The organism is Chryseolinea soli (assembly GCF_003589925.1).
Classification (GTDB): domain Bacteria; phylum Bacteroidota; class Bacteroidia; order Cytophagales; family Cyclobacteriaceae; genus Chryseolinea; species Chryseolinea soli.
The window spans coordinates 5002109-5014527 of the sequence record NZ_CP032382.1 but is presented as its reverse complement, the minus strand read 5'-3'; the positions used below and the strand labels follow the sequence as shown (position 1 = coordinate 5014527).

The window sequence follows — 12419 nt, the reverse complement described above, 5'->3', positions numbered from 1 at the left end:
TGTTAAAAATGAGTGTCTATCCACGACAGTTTCCCTATGCTTGTCTTGCAAAACGCTTTTCCCTTGAATCCCCTAATCATCGCGTCTCCAATTCCTTGATCTTTGATTTAATAAATGCGGTTTTATCCTTTTTCACCTCTTTCAACATTGCCTTTCTATCGGCCGGTATGGGAAAATATTTTTCAGCCCATAAGTTTATTTCAATCATGATGGGAAGTAAGTCAATTCCCTTTTTGGCGAGTCTATACAACACTTTTGCTTTGCTGTCCGGGTGATCTAATTTTTCGATCAGCTCGTTTTCCTCCAGCACTTCTAATCTTGAGGCCAAAATATTCGTCGCTATACCTTCCGGGGATTTTAGAAAGTCGCCATAGGTGCATTCTTTTGCAAACATGAGGTCCCTGATGATCAACAGTGACCACTTATCTCCCCATATGTCCAGCGAGGTACTCACCGGGCAATCCGATCGTTTTTTCGTCTTCTTCATAAAAATAGCATAAATCACTTGCATTTTGCAAGTAAATAACAATCTTTGCACTTGCAATTTGCAAGTAAATTTAAAGGACAAGACGAAAAGAAACAAACCCGGCACATTAAATACTATTAAATAAGGTCAAAACATGGAAATACAAGGAAAAACAATATTGATCACCGGCGGCACGGCAGGCATTGGCCTCGAAGCAGCAAAGCAATTTCTAGCCAAGGGTGCTAAAGTGATCATCACTGGAAGGGATCAATCAAAATTGGACCAGGCGAAAAAATTATATCCAGCCCTGACGGCCATAAAAAGTGATGTTGCCAATGCCGGCGATGCGCAAACGCTTTTCAATCAAATCAAGGAACTCGGTGGAATCGATATTCTATATAATAATGCCGGTGTTTTAAGCCTCTCCACTAACCTGGGAGTAGCGAACGACAGGCATTCCCATGAGGCGGAGCATGAAATGAATGTCAATTATCTCGGCGTGATCCGTCTGAACAACCTTTTTATGGAAATGTTGAAATCAAGAAAGGAAGGGGCCATTATCAACACCACTTCCATTCTTAGTTATGTTCCTTCGGTGATCGAAGCGACCTATTCCGCTTCCAAAGTGGCCCTGCGTTTTTACACAGAGGCGCTCAGGAAACATTTAGAGGTTCTCAACAGCTCGGTGAAAGTGTTTGAGCTTTTACCTCCGGTGGTGGCGACAGACATGACCGCCAGCAGGAACGATAAGAAATTGACCCCTGAAGAATTGGTAAAAAAACTTATCGCAGGACTTCAGAAGAATCAATTTACCATTCGTGTTGGCGATACGAAGTTGCTCTACCTGGTCAACAGGCTCTTTCCTAAAATGGCTTTCGGTTTGGTTAATTCGGAGAACAATACAAAACAATTACTACCGCAGAATTAGCTTATCATTGGACAACACCAAGCTGTTTCATCATGGCCAGTTCATCGGTTACTCTCCAATGTTCTACAATTCTACCGTTCTCAATTTTCTCAATATTGATTTGATTCACTTCAACACGCTTGCCGGTTGGGGGAATGCCGAATAACGTGTCGCTTTGAGTTCCCGTCATGACCACACGCGCCACAACTCTGTCTTTCGTGGCAATGATTTCTTTTATTTCATAATGCAGATCAGGGAAGCCTTTACGAATAGCGAGCACGATGGGTTTTAGTCCCACGGCGCCCTTTGGAGGGTTGGGGGTCGATGGCGTATGATTGATATACGCTGTGCTTAACAGCTCGTCGAGGACATCAACATGGCCCCTGTTCCAGACTTCATTGAAATAGGTTTGAATGATTTGCTCGTTCCTGTCCTCTTCCGACATGGGATTTGAAACACAGGAGCCAACCGCCAGAAGACCGATCATCAACGAAAAACGCGTTACTTTTTCCATTTGCAATTATTTATCCGCGACCAAAATTCTATCAACCGAATATTTTCCGCTCCCACCGATGAGCGTTGCGAGGGACAAGCCGATGATCAGCAAATGATATTCATACCCCTCTCCTTTTTGATCGCCATACCAATTCATAAAAAAACCATTGTCAACATGCCCTGTGAAGATGATGCCTATAAAAAGGAAAATCATAGCAACCGCCCAAAGCCTCGACGCAAAGCCAATGATCAGGGAGATGGACCCCAAAAATTCGATGACGATCACGGCGAAAGCCAGTAGCCAGGGCATGCGCAAGGTTTCAGTAAAAAACTTCATCTCACCGGTGAACCCGGGGCCGCCAAACCAGCCAAATACTTTTTGTGCCCCATGTGGGAACATCACCAGTCCGAGAGTTAAGCGGGTTATAAAACCAGTCAGGTCGTTACGGGTAGCGAAGATCTTTTGTGTCATTTTTTTCTTTTGAATTGTTATCAGGGCACAAAAAAACGAAGATTCAACGTCAAAAAAATTAAAGTAGTTGAAGAAATCACTTCTTACTCAACTTTTTCCGGAGCATACTTAGGAAGACGGGCGTCATGCCGAGATAAGCGGATATTTGTTTTTGAGGAATTCGCCGCGCAAAAGACGGGTATTTTTCAACAAAGTTAAGATAGCGTTGCTCTGCTGTATAAGAAAGATTCTGGTTGATCCGAAGCTGTTGAGCACTGTAAGCGTTTTGAAGAATTATTCTAAAGAATCGTTCAAACTTGGGAACCCGTTCATAAAGCGCGTCGAGGTTTGCCTTAGAAATTTGCAGAAGTTCAGTGTCCTCTAACGCATCAATGTAATAGGTCGTTGGAGAATTTGTCCACAAACTGAAGAGGTCGCTCACCCACCAGTCTTCAATGCCGAACATCACGATATGTTCAAAACCATTCCCATCAACGGCATACACTCTTAAACAACCCTTGACGATGAAGTTTTCAGTTTTACAGATCTCCCCGAACTTCAGTAAAAATTTCTTCTTTTTTAATTTTTTCTTTTCCAACAAGGAGGTGAAAAAATCGATCTCGGTCTGATCGAGTTGCACGTGCCGGGCAATATTTTTAAGGAGTAAATCGAATTCCATCATAGTAGTCCATCTGTAGCCGGATAGGGTGTCCGCATGGTGATAATAACGTGTCCCCCGCTGTTCATGTTACCCGGAAAGAAGTTAGAAGGGCGATGGGCACCGCTATCGATTAATTGTTAATTTTGATAGGGATAAAAAAAATTAAAATGTCTATCACGACCAAAGACGAAAGAATTGGAATGCAACAGGCAAGTGATGCTGTTGCCATCACCCTCAAAAAGATGCGTGAATTTGCCAAACCGGGCATCTCCACAAAGGCGCTTGACGAGTATGGCGGCAAATTGCTGACACAGCTGGGCGCACGTTCGGCACCAAAACTAACCTATGGTTTTCCCGGCTATACCTGCATCAGTATTAACGAGGAAGCTGCGCACGGCATACCCACCGCGGATAAAATCCTGAAAGAAGGAGACCTGATAAATATTGATGTATCGGCAGAACTAAACGGCTATTGGGCCGACAATGGCGGCTCGTTTGTATTGGGCGAAGATATCCACGGCCACGGCAAATTGGTAGAAGCATCGAAAGCGATATTGAGAAAGGCGATCAGCCAAATCACCGGTGGTGTCAGAATATCGGAGATCGGAAGATTGATCGAGACGGAGGCCAAAAAAGCTGGCTACACGGTAATAAAAAATCTGACCGGGCACGGCATTGGTCGCGGCTTGCACGAAGAACCCCACGAGATCGCGAACTACTGCGACCGGCATAACACGGCGCGTTTCAAAAAGAATTCGGTAGTAGCGATCGAGACCTTCATTTCAACACGGTCAACCCTTGCCGCCACACAAGCCGATGGCTGGACGCTGCGCGGGAATAGAGGTGGTTTTGTTGCACAGCATGAGCACACCATTATGGTGACGGATGGTCAGCCGGTGATATTTACGGTGCAGAATGGCATTTGGGATTAATGTCGTCGCGGCCCGGCTTGCCTGAAATTTGTCAACCAATAAAAATAGGACAAGCCATTTCATCTGACTTCCAAGAAGTGATCCGACAGAAATCAAGTATTTTACTATAAATATCTAGTCATCGATTTATCTTTAGGTAATACAACTTGAATTTCCATCGGAAAGCATATGAACTTAGATTTCAGGAAACCGTTGACGAATATTTTCAAAGCGCCATTGAGTTTGCTTTTAGTACTTGCATTCGTGCAGTGTTCCAGTCCATCGGGAACAACTTTGCCAATGGCTGATAAAGATGACGGTGGCCTATTTCTTCCCGGAGGTTTCGAAGCGCTGGTGGTCGTTGACAGTATTGGTGAGACCCGGCATATTGCCGTGAACGACAATGGTGATATCTATGCCCAGCTTCAGCATTCCGACGATGGCAAAGGAACCGTTGGAATACGGGACCTCGACCATGACGGCAAGGCTGATAGCGTTATCCGCTTCGGAAATTATCTGGATCAAGGCAAGGGTGCCACGGGTATTACGATACATCATGGCTACCTGTATGTCAGTACCCGAAAACATATCTTCCGGACCAAAATGACCCCGGGTGAATTGGTCCCCCCAGGTGAACCCGAAGTGGTACTGACGGATCTGGATCCCAACGTAGCAAGGAACTGGCATACGACAAAGCCCGTTGCGTTTGATGACAAGGGAAATATGTACGTGCCTTTTGGCGCCCCCTCTGACGCATGCCAGGACATGGAAAAGTATGGACCTGTCGGAATACCAAACGGAAAAGGGTTGGACCCCTGTCCTGAGTTGGAGAACCATGCGGGGATATGGCGGTTCGATGCCAATAAGATCAACCTGACCCAAGAAGATGGGACCAAATTCGCAACCGGTATCCGAAGTATCGTGGGGATGAAATGGAATCCTAAAGACAAAAGTCTGTATGCCGTAGGGAACGGGATCGATAATTTCCATACCATTTTTCCCGGCCTCTATACAGATTGGCAGGCCGCCATGCTCCCCTCCGAGACCCTTATGAAGGTGACAGAAGGGTCCGATTATGGGTGGCCCTATGCCTATTATGATCAACTTCAAAAGAAAAACGTCTTGCAGCCCGGATACGGCGGCGATGGCAAAATCGTAGGCAAGGCTGGCGGATACAACGAGCCCGCTATCGGGTTTCCAGGACATTGGGCCCCCATGGATGTTATGTTCTACCAGGGCAACCAATTCCCAAAGCGCTATAACAACGGCGTCTTTGTTGCCTTTCATGGATCTACGGACCGTGCACCCTACCCCATGTCCGGTTTCATAGTCTGTTTTGCGCCCTTTGATGAGAACGGTAATGCTACTGGGGAATGGGAGGTTTTTGCCGATGGCTTTGCCGGGGTCGATATCGTTAAGAATACCAGCGATGCCGTCTATCGGCCGATGGGACTTTCAACAGGCCCGGATGGGTCCCTCTATATCAGCGAATCCAATCAAGGAAAGATCTGGAGGGTCATGTATAAAGGGGACAAGGACAAATTTGGGCCATCCGAATTGGCCGCCATGGAAAATCGAAAGAAGACCCAAAGCTATATCAGGGACCCCGACCCGGTCAAGGATTTGGTGCAAGAGGGGGACACCTATAGTGGCAGGATCCTGTATAATACCTATTGCATGGCATGCCATCAGGGCGATGGAAAAGGGGACAACAACCGCTTCCCTCCATTGGTCGATTCCGAGTGGGTCTCAGGGTCCGAAGAAAAACTGATCGGTGTTGTACTGAATGGAATTCAGGGGGACATCGTGGTCAAAGGAAAGACCTATAATGGACTCATGCCAAAGCACAGTCATCTGGACGATCATGCCCTCGCGTCGATTCTAACCTATGTCCGAAAGAGGTTCGGGAATGAATCAAAACCTGTTAGCGCCGTAAAGGTATCGGAAATCAGAAGTTCATCCTCAAGCAAAAGAATGCCATAATAGGATGAGAATCCGGGCATCCTGTTATGTGAATGGATGCATTATCGGAAAAAGACAATAGTGAAATAGATGGAGTAGGTGTATCTATCAAATAGTGTCAGCCATGCGCCACGACAGATTCCACTTCTAATCAATGGACATTAAACTCTATAACTCCCCGTGGAAAGCAACGAAACTGATGTTGCGTTGTTCATTCTTCGTTATGTGTGGAGTAATTCTTTCGATGCAGACGGACACCTTGGTTGGGTATGGGATTGCTGGTTTATTCGGCATTGGTTATCCCATTGGAATCTATCATCTGCTTGACAGACGACCACAAATCATCATAAACGAATTCGGTGTATTTGATCGGACAACCTATACAGACTTCATTAATTGGGACATTATTAAAGGCGCATATTCCATTGATCTGTTAGGGCAAAAATTTGTTGTTTTGACAGTGGACAAGAACTACTTACCGTCAATCAAGAAAGAAAAATTTGCCAGATCACTTTCAAATTTAGTTGACTTTGGTCCGCAGCAAATAAATATTTCACTTGGACAAGTTGCCGTTGACGAAGTTAAACTAGCTGAATTCATTTTGGCAATGACCAAAGTGCCACCGGAGGATAGAAAAGAGAAATTGAAACGCAGACTTCTGTAATTAGCACGGGCACACAACACCCTTGCCTTTGGCCGGTCTGCTTTCAATTTTGAGTAGAGTTTTGTCGCATTTAGCCTTACAGTTGTCGCATTACGCCTGCGATGACAATGTTTTCGTGGGCGAGATTTGTGTCATGATAACGAAGGCATAAATATGAAACTTCTCCTCACCTCGGCTGGTATCAGCAACAAAAGCATCCGCAACGCATTGGTTGACCTGTTGGGCAAACCCATTGAAGACTCAAAAGCGCTCTTCGTTCCTACGGCTATTTACGGCATACGCGGTGGTGCTGAAATCATAAGGGGAGTGATCTGCGGAACGTTAGGTGATCCTTTTTGCGAAGCGGGTTGGAAATCTTTGGGAGTGTTGGAGCTTACAGCACTACCCACCATAAAAAAAGAACTTTGGGTGCCCATGCTTCAAGAGACCGATGCCCTGCTGGTCGGTGGTGGTGACTGTCAATATCTTTGTTATTGGATGCAACAATCCGGGCTGGCAGAAATGTTACCATCGCTGCTACACAAAATGGTGTATGTGGGTTTGAGTGCCGGAAGTATGATCATGACACGCTTTGGAACTACCTATGGCAATCATACTTTACCCCCGAATAGTGATAAGTGTTTGGGAATGGTCGATTTTGCCATACATCCTCATCTTGACCATGAGCAGTTCCCCGATAATTCTTTAGCAAATCAGGAAAAGTTGGCAAAGACGCTACTTGTACCCTCTTATATGATTGATGATCAAACGGCGATTAAATTTGTTGACAGCACTATAGAAGTCGTATCTGAGGGAAAGTGGAAGTTATTTGACCCTGACAAAACACGAGCCGCCACATAAGTATTGCTGCGAGACAGACACAGCGCAGTATCAGCGACGGTACTGCTTTCAGCTTTAGTTCCAGCGAAACGCATGTTTAGCTTTGGTTATCGGGGTGACACGGGACTTCTGGTTTTTGACCACCTTCAAATATTTCGTGAGGACTATGTGGCTGCCCTCCACTTTGCTAAACAACCGGTCGATGGAATCCATTCTTGACATCTTCGGCTCTCGACTATAGCAACAAAAAAAATCCCTGTTTCCGGAAGAAGCAGGGATTTGAAAAAACTTATACTTTTGAAACAATTATTCTAGTGCGTAGTTGTGAAACCACCGTCAACCAATAATTCCGTCCCATTGCCTTTCATTTTTTCGGGTTTAGGAATTTAAAAGCCATACATACCGCCCGAAACGGAAATTTGCTCTCCCGTAATCCAAGCTGCATCATCGGAAGCAAGAAATACGGCAACTTTCGCAATATCTTCGGGCTGACCTCTACGGCCAAGCGGTGTATTGGCAATAAACATTTTTTCATACTCACTGCCGGTGGTGACACCCGCACTACTTGCACCTTCTGTTTCCGTTGCACCCGGCAAAATAGAATTGATACGAATGTTTTTTGCACCCAGTTCTTTCGACAAAGAAATCGTTATGGCATCTAATGCCGCTTTAGTTGCAGAGTACAACGAAGCTGCCGGAAGAGGCATTTTGCTTGCACCCGAACTGATATTGATGATATTGCCACCCTTATCACCAAACAGCTTCAAAGATGCTTGGATAGCAAGTATAGCACCCAAAACATTGACGTTGAAATGCTGATGAAAAGTATCCGCTGATACCTGTTCAATAGGTGTGTATCCTTGAAAGGCTGCGTTGTTTACCAAAATATCCAACGCGCCGAAAGCCTTCTTTGATTCTTCAAAGAGCCTGATCACATCGGCTTCTTTCGATACATCGCCCTGCAGCGAAATGGCTATGCCTCCATTGTCGGTTATCTCCTTAACTACGCTATCTGCGGCTTCTCTGCTTGAAGCATAGTTTACAACAACCTTTGCACCTTCCTTGGCAAAGTGTTTTGCGATAGATGCACCTATTCCTTTCGAAGCGCCCGTAACTATCGCTACTTTGTTTTTTAGTTTACTCATCATTTTCTAGTGTTTGTTGATAAGTTTTATTTCACGGAGAAGGCATTAGCCATACCGCCATCCGCTAAGATATCGGCGCCTACGATGAATGATGAATCGTCGGAAGCTAAAAATACAGCCGTTTTTCCGATCTCAGCCGGAGTCCCTTGCCTGCCAAGCGGCGTAAGATCTATCCAGATTTGCTTCACCTGGTCCACCAGATCCTGCGGTACCATCTTTCCAAAAACCGGCGTATCAATTGAGCCAGGCGAAATTGTATTCACCCTTATTCTCCTTGACAATAAATCAATCGATAAGCCTCTGCCCAATGAAATAACGGCTGCTTTTGCCGCGGCATATATCGTCGCTCCGGGTGCTGCCCGATGTGCGGCGTTCGATGCGATCAGTATAATGGAAGCGCCGTCATTTAAAAAAGGAAGCGACTTTTTTACGGTGAAATACACACTTTTTAAATTCAGGTCCATATAGCGGTCGTAACCTTCTTCCGTTGCATCGGTTATCGCCATCAAAGGAATCCCGTCCACAACGCCACCTGCATTCACGACCAATGCGTCTATCTTCCCGAACTTATCAACCGTAGCCCTATACAGGTTCTCCAGGTCATCAAGATTTGTTACGTCTCCTTTTACACCTATAAAATTACCCCCCAGGGTTTCAACAGCGCTGTTCAGTGTAGTCTCATTTCGTCCGGCGATTGCACCAACTGCGCCTTCGTTTTTAAAAGCTTCAGCAATACCAAACCCGATACCGCTATTGCCGCCTGTAATCACGGCAACCTTGTTTTTCAGTTTACTCATTTTTTGATTTTTGATTGTGAGCAACAAAGCTAGATTACGGAAGTTATTTTTGGTAACTTTGTACTGAATAGTAACTGTATCATCGGTTCAACAAAGTAACATCGGTGTAACCGAGTAACATTATGGGGTGTAAAATAGAAGAGTTTCAACAGGAGCAAAAGAAAAGAGTGAGAGCCGTTCAAGATTCAATGGACGTGCTGAATGGGAAATGGAAGATTGCTATTATCACGTCTATTTGCTGTTACGGCAAAAGACGATTTTCCGATATTCTGAATGATATAGAAGGACTTTCCAACAGAATGTTGAGCAAAGAATTAAAGGAATTGGAAATCAATCAATTGGTCAAACGAACCGTTTTAGATACACAACCCATATCGGTTCAATATGAACTTACAGCACACGGCAATACGCTACAAACCATAATCAGCAATCTGACAGATTGGGGAATAGAACACCGAAAGAAAATTGTCGGAAAATAACGTTCGTTCATTGTTGGGTGTCGTCCGCCAACAACCTCGTATCAGCCTTATAAGATGTAGAAAGCGTGATTAGAGTTGTTCAAGCGTTCTTCAGTAACAACCGATGAAAGTCTGCGTAATGTGGATTGAAACAAAAAAAGAGACGATCAAAATTGATCGTCTCTTTAAGTGATCCGACAGGGACCAAAAAAGTCCATTTTGGCTTTGGATCGTAATCCAATTAAACAGCAATATTGAAGTACAAATGAACCAATTAAACAGGTTCTTTTAAGTGATTTGTTATGATCTCAATTAGATCGTTGGTAGTCTTTAATTGATGATCAAGCTCCGTTATGGTAGCTGTGTTGTTGTCAAAGCCTGTCACTATATCGCTCATCGCTATCAACGATTGCTTTATTACTCTAAGGAGTATGCTCATATTATTAGCCCTGTTATACTTGCTTCCATAAAACATCGTCGATGCTGTTGTGAAATGATGGAAAAGGGAAAAATATCTAAATAAGACAACCAACTCTTTGTCTTCAGAATATTTACTTGCTTTGATTTTTTTTGTCTCTGATAAAAAATTTCCATCAGAAAGTTTGTTACTTTTGAAGTACTGATGGTCATCTTGAGACCTAATTTCGCTCTTATTTTTCACTTTTAATTCAGCTGACCCGCTTTCAAAAACGTCAGGAAATAGTTCCTTAAATTCTCCCATTAAAGTCTTCTGGTGCGTTCTCGTGATTGGAAACATTTCCAATTCTTGTAAATGGATTTCTTTGACGCCTTGAACAAACTCAGCCAGCAGAACTAGGTCTTCGTTTTCCAATGATTGTGTTCCCAACTCCATACCGATATTCTTTAGATAATGATAGTTGATGATATCGGAAATAATGCAACGCAATATTAGGCCAATCGGAAGAAATAGTAAGTGCTCCGTTTTGTAATCATTCAGAAGACGTGAGACCGAGATAGTGTTAATTGCCAAGCGATGACATATCTGGTGGTCAATTTTCTGACCTACACTGCGGTTGCCATTAGTTGCAGCAATATTGTTGCAGTACAGTTGAGCGACTTTGTAAAAATCTTCATATCTATACTTGATGCCTTCAATGACTCCTTCTATATCTTCTTTCGTGCTCATGGCGATAGTTCGGTTTCGATACTAAATATATATATTAATATTGCATTGGGAGAATCTTTTTTATAGAACTGATCCTTTCCAAACCACCAACCGTATGCAAACGCCTACGGACAATAACACCACCTTCAAACTAATCAGTTATTCAAGCAACGGTAGCACTTTAAAAATTTATGTCAACAAGACAATACAAACAATCACAACCAATCCCGGCAACAATGATGGTAGATGGTTTGCTGATTTTGCATTTACTGAAAATAGTGATGGGTTCAATCAGAAGATTGTCCGGCGCTATCGTTGGGGCAACAGACATTCGATTGGTTGTCTATTCAAATAGACCATTGACCACACAAGAAAAGATCAGACTTGTACGATTATTGCGTGAACAAGGGGCTGATTTAAAGAGTAGCGCATAAATTCGCTCCAAATCGTTATCTTCATAAAAAAGTCAAATGACTACCAATAGAATCATTGCTGTTCTAAACGGTATTGTAGCTTGGATTATAGTGCCCATTTCTATCCTCACAACATTTGTATTGGGGCTGCTCGTAAGTATAACGTTTGGTTTACTGCTTTTCCCAATCAGTTTAATTTGGATTGTACTATTTTATGGGCCGTTGATTGGTCTTTCATGGTTTTATGAAAAAGCTCGTTTTTTGAGGATCTTAACGTCAGTTGTAGGTATTCCCATGGCGGTTGTCGGAAGCGCGTTTGTGACTTTAATGCCGTCCATGGGGGATACTGAAAGTCGAGCTTCGAAACTGCTTGCGTGTGACGTTTTTCCCTACACGTGGCATTTATATCACTTTGCAAAAGCTGATCCGTTGATTAAATATTCTAATGGATATGATGATTTGCTACGAATTTTCAATAAGATCGACCGAAGGGACATACCAACGAATGAATACATCATAAAAATGAAGGTTGACAATGGTTGGCATTAAAATTCATGAGCAACGACCACATCCATCAGAACGAGTATGGCAACGTTGCAATGGCGGAACGGTTGATGATGGCTTTGCTTGAAAGAGGAAGGGAGAACGGTTATTCACGTTTAATCTAAGTTCAAAGAGAACAGCGAGGGAAGAGTTTACAAATAATCTGGGCGATTTGAATTAAGGCTAGAATAGCCATAACAATAGTGCTTACGGCAACCCAAATAGTAAGTTTGTGAGTCTGCTTTTCTCTTGATTTCAGTTCGAGCTTTGCGATTTTTTCATTTAATATCTGGGTGTTATATTCAAGTAATGAGCCTGATTTTTTTAATGCTCTACCGTTGTCCGTCAACGCAATCACGGCTTTGGTTTCATCGACCATATTAGCGAAGCCATATTAGCGAAGCCATTTTCGCAAAGATATTCCGTTATAGTCAAATGTTGTTCGGATGTAAAGTTTTTAACGACTTCCGCAAAAAAGATATTATCTATCATTTTCATTTTTTCGATAAAATTAAAAATCCCCGTGTGAAGGGAGATGTTCGAGGGTTAAGGCCAACAGAGCGTAATCTTTAACTGTCATAGTACTTCATTTTCGTAACTG

At 43.5% G+C, this 12419-nt stretch carries 16 protein-coding genes; 8 read left to right on the top strand and 8 right to left on the bottom strand.

Annotated features, from left to right (window positions below; genetic code table 11):
* Positions 1 to 76: 76 nt before the first annotated feature.
* Positions 77 to 487: a winged helix-turn-helix transcriptional regulator gene (locus D4L85_RS21300; protein ID WP_119758888.1), complete on the bottom strand. Its 411-nt coding sequence runs from the start codon at positions 485 to 487 to the stop codon at positions 77 to 79.
* A gap of 133 nt (positions 488 to 620) precedes the next feature.
* Between D4L85_RS21300 and D4L85_RS21295 the strand changes: the two genes are divergently transcribed.
* Positions 621 to 1394, top strand: coding sequence for an SDR family oxidoreductase (locus tag D4L85_RS21295; RefSeq protein WP_119756199.1), 774 nt, complete (start codon positions 621 to 623; stop codon positions 1392 to 1394).
* 4 nt (positions 1395 to 1398) lie between these two features.
* Here D4L85_RS21295 and D4L85_RS21290 read toward each other — a convergent pair whose 3' ends face one another.
* The 3 genes from D4L85_RS21290 to D4L85_RS21280 form a co-directional block, all read right to left on the bottom strand.
* On the bottom strand, positions 1399 to 1887 hold the full coding sequence (locus D4L85_RS21290; protein ID WP_119756198.1) for an ester cyclase: 489 nt from the start codon (positions 1885 to 1887) through the stop codon (positions 1399 to 1401).
* Positions 1888 to 1893: 6 nt separating this feature from the next.
* On the bottom strand, positions 1894 to 2340 hold the full coding sequence (locus tag D4L85_RS21285; protein WP_119756197.1) for a DoxX family protein: 447 nt from the start codon (positions 2338 to 2340) through the stop codon (positions 1894 to 1896).
* Between the two features lie 76 nt (positions 2341 to 2416).
* Positions 2417 to 2917, bottom strand: a complete 501-nt coding sequence (locus D4L85_RS21280) for a Crp/Fnr family transcriptional regulator (RefSeq protein WP_228450563.1) — start codon at positions 2915 to 2917, stop codon at positions 2417 to 2419.
* A 230-nt stretch (positions 2918 to 3147) separates the two neighbouring features.
* Here D4L85_RS21280 and map point away from each other — a divergent pair, with 230 nt between their 5' ends.
* From map to D4L85_RS21260, 4 genes are all read left to right on the top strand, one after another.
* Positions 3148 to 3912, top strand: coding sequence for a type I methionyl aminopeptidase (map, locus tag D4L85_RS21275; RefSeq protein WP_119756196.1), 765 nt, complete (start codon positions 3148 to 3150; stop codon positions 3910 to 3912).
* Positions 3913 to 4080: 168 nt separating this feature from the next.
* Positions 4081 to 5874: a PQQ-dependent sugar dehydrogenase gene (locus D4L85_RS21270; protein ID WP_119756195.1), complete on the top strand. Its 1794-nt coding sequence runs from the start codon at positions 4081 to 4083 to the stop codon at positions 5872 to 5874.
* Positions 5875 to 6007: 133 nt separating this feature from the next.
* Positions 6008 to 6517, top strand: coding sequence for an STM3941 family protein (locus tag D4L85_RS21265; protein WP_119756194.1), 510 nt, complete (start codon positions 6008 to 6010; stop codon positions 6515 to 6517).
* Between the two features lie 153 nt (positions 6518 to 6670).
* On the top strand, positions 6671 to 7357 hold the full coding sequence (locus tag D4L85_RS21260; RefSeq protein WP_119756193.1) for a Type 1 glutamine amidotransferase-like domain-containing protein: 687 nt from the start codon (positions 6671 to 6673) through the stop codon (positions 7355 to 7357).
* A 365-nt stretch (positions 7358 to 7722) separates the two neighbouring features.
* Here D4L85_RS21260 and D4L85_RS21255 read toward each other — a convergent pair whose 3' ends face one another.
* The gene (locus D4L85_RS21255) at positions 7723 to 8484 is read right to left on the bottom strand and encodes an SDR family NAD(P)-dependent oxidoreductase (RefSeq protein WP_228450561.1); all 762 of its coding nucleotides are present in this window, start codon (positions 8482 to 8484) and stop codon (positions 7723 to 7725) included.
* 23 nt (positions 8485 to 8507) lie between these two features.
* Entirely contained in the window at positions 8508 to 9278 is a 771-nt protein-coding gene (locus D4L85_RS21250) for an SDR family oxidoreductase (RefSeq protein WP_119756192.1), read from the bottom strand.
* A 122-nt stretch (positions 9279 to 9400) separates the two neighbouring features.
* Between D4L85_RS21250 and D4L85_RS21245 the strand changes: the two genes are divergently transcribed.
* Complete coding sequence (locus D4L85_RS21245) at positions 9401 to 9757, top strand: winged helix-turn-helix transcriptional regulator (RefSeq protein ID WP_119756191.1); 357 nt, start codon at positions 9401 to 9403, stop codon at positions 9755 to 9757.
* A 253-nt stretch (positions 9758 to 10010) separates the two neighbouring features.
* Here D4L85_RS21245 and D4L85_RS21240 read toward each other — a convergent pair whose 3' ends face one another.
* Positions 10011 to 10883 carry a hypothetical protein gene (locus D4L85_RS21240; RefSeq protein ID WP_119756190.1) on the bottom strand — a complete coding sequence of 291 codons (873 nt, stop codon included), beginning with the start codon at positions 10881 to 10883 and terminating at the stop codon, positions 10011 to 10013.
* Between the two features lie 170 nt (positions 10884 to 11053).
* Here D4L85_RS21240 and D4L85_RS21235 point away from each other — a divergent pair, with 170 nt between their 5' ends.
* Positions 11054 to 11296, top strand: coding sequence for a hypothetical protein (locus D4L85_RS21235; RefSeq protein WP_160143893.1), 243 nt, complete (start codon positions 11054 to 11056; stop codon positions 11294 to 11296).
* Positions 11297 to 11332: 36 nt separating this feature from the next.
* Positions 11333 to 11824: a hypothetical protein gene (locus D4L85_RS21230; protein WP_119756188.1), complete on the top strand. Its 492-nt coding sequence runs from the start codon at positions 11333 to 11335 to the stop codon at positions 11822 to 11824.
* Between the two features lie 121 nt (positions 11825 to 11945).
* On the opposite strand, the gene D4L85_RS21225 is transcribed toward D4L85_RS21230, so the two are convergent.
* Positions 11946 to 12197 carry a hypothetical protein gene (locus D4L85_RS21225; RefSeq protein ID WP_119756187.1) on the bottom strand — a complete coding sequence of 84 codons (252 nt, stop codon included), beginning with the start codon at positions 12195 to 12197 and terminating at the stop codon, positions 11946 to 11948.
* Between the last annotated feature and the right edge of the window lie 222 nt (positions 12198 to 12419).

What these genes read in the sequence shown, in the direction of transcription:
- D4L85_RS21255 (WP_228450561.1), bottom strand. Translation starts at nt 8,484, where the DNA reads ATGATGAGTAAACTAAAAAACAAAGTAGCGATAGTTACGGGCGCTTCG.
- D4L85_RS21290 (WP_119756198.1), bottom strand. Translation starts at nt 1,887, where the DNA reads ATGGAAAAAGTAACGCGTTTTTCGTTGATGATCGGTCTTCTGGCGGTT.
- map (WP_119756196.1), top strand. Translation starts at nt 3,148, where the DNA reads ATGTCTATCACGACCAAAGACGAAAGAATTGGAATGCAACAGGCAAGT.
- D4L85_RS21285 (WP_119756197.1), bottom strand. Translation starts at nt 2,340, where the DNA reads ATGACACAAAAGATCTTCGCTACCCGTAACGACCTGACTGGTTTTATA.
- D4L85_RS21265 (WP_119756194.1), top strand. Translation starts at nt 6,008, where the DNA reads ATGGACATTAAACTCTATAACTCCCCGTGGAAAGCAACGAAACTGATG.
- D4L85_RS21225 (WP_119756187.1), bottom strand. Translation starts at nt 12,197, where the DNA reads ATGGTCGATGAAACCAAAGCCGTGATTGCGTTGACGGACAACGGTAGA.
- D4L85_RS21270 (WP_119756195.1), top strand. Translation starts at nt 4,081, where the DNA reads ATGAACTTAGATTTCAGGAAACCGTTGACGAATATTTTCAAAGCGCCA.
- D4L85_RS21250 (WP_119756192.1), bottom strand. Translation starts at nt 9,278, where the DNA reads ATGAGTAAACTGAAAAACAAGGTTGCCGTGATTACAGGCGGCAATAGC.
- D4L85_RS21240 (WP_119756190.1), bottom strand. Translation starts at nt 10,883, where the DNA reads ATGAGCACGAAAGAAGATATAGAAGGAGTCATTGAAGGCATCAAGTAT.
- D4L85_RS21300 (WP_119758888.1), bottom strand. Translation starts at nt 487, where the DNA reads ATGAAGAAGACGAAAAAACGATCGGATTGCCCGGTGAGTACCTCGCTG.
- D4L85_RS21230 (WP_119756188.1), top strand. Translation starts at nt 11,333, where the DNA reads ATGACTACCAATAGAATCATTGCTGTTCTAAACGGTATTGTAGCTTGG.
- D4L85_RS21245 (WP_119756191.1), top strand. Translation starts at nt 9,401, where the DNA reads ATGGGGTGTAAAATAGAAGAGTTTCAACAGGAGCAAAAGAAAAGAGTG.
- D4L85_RS21260 (WP_119756193.1), top strand. Translation starts at nt 6,671, where the DNA reads ATGAAACTTCTCCTCACCTCGGCTGGTATCAGCAACAAAAGCATCCGC.
- D4L85_RS21295 (WP_119756199.1), top strand. Translation starts at nt 621, where the DNA reads ATGGAAATACAAGGAAAAACAATATTGATCACCGGCGGCACGGCAGGC.
- D4L85_RS21235 (WP_160143893.1), top strand. Translation starts at nt 11,054, where the DNA reads ATGTCAACAAGACAATACAAACAATCACAACCAATCCCGGCAACAATG.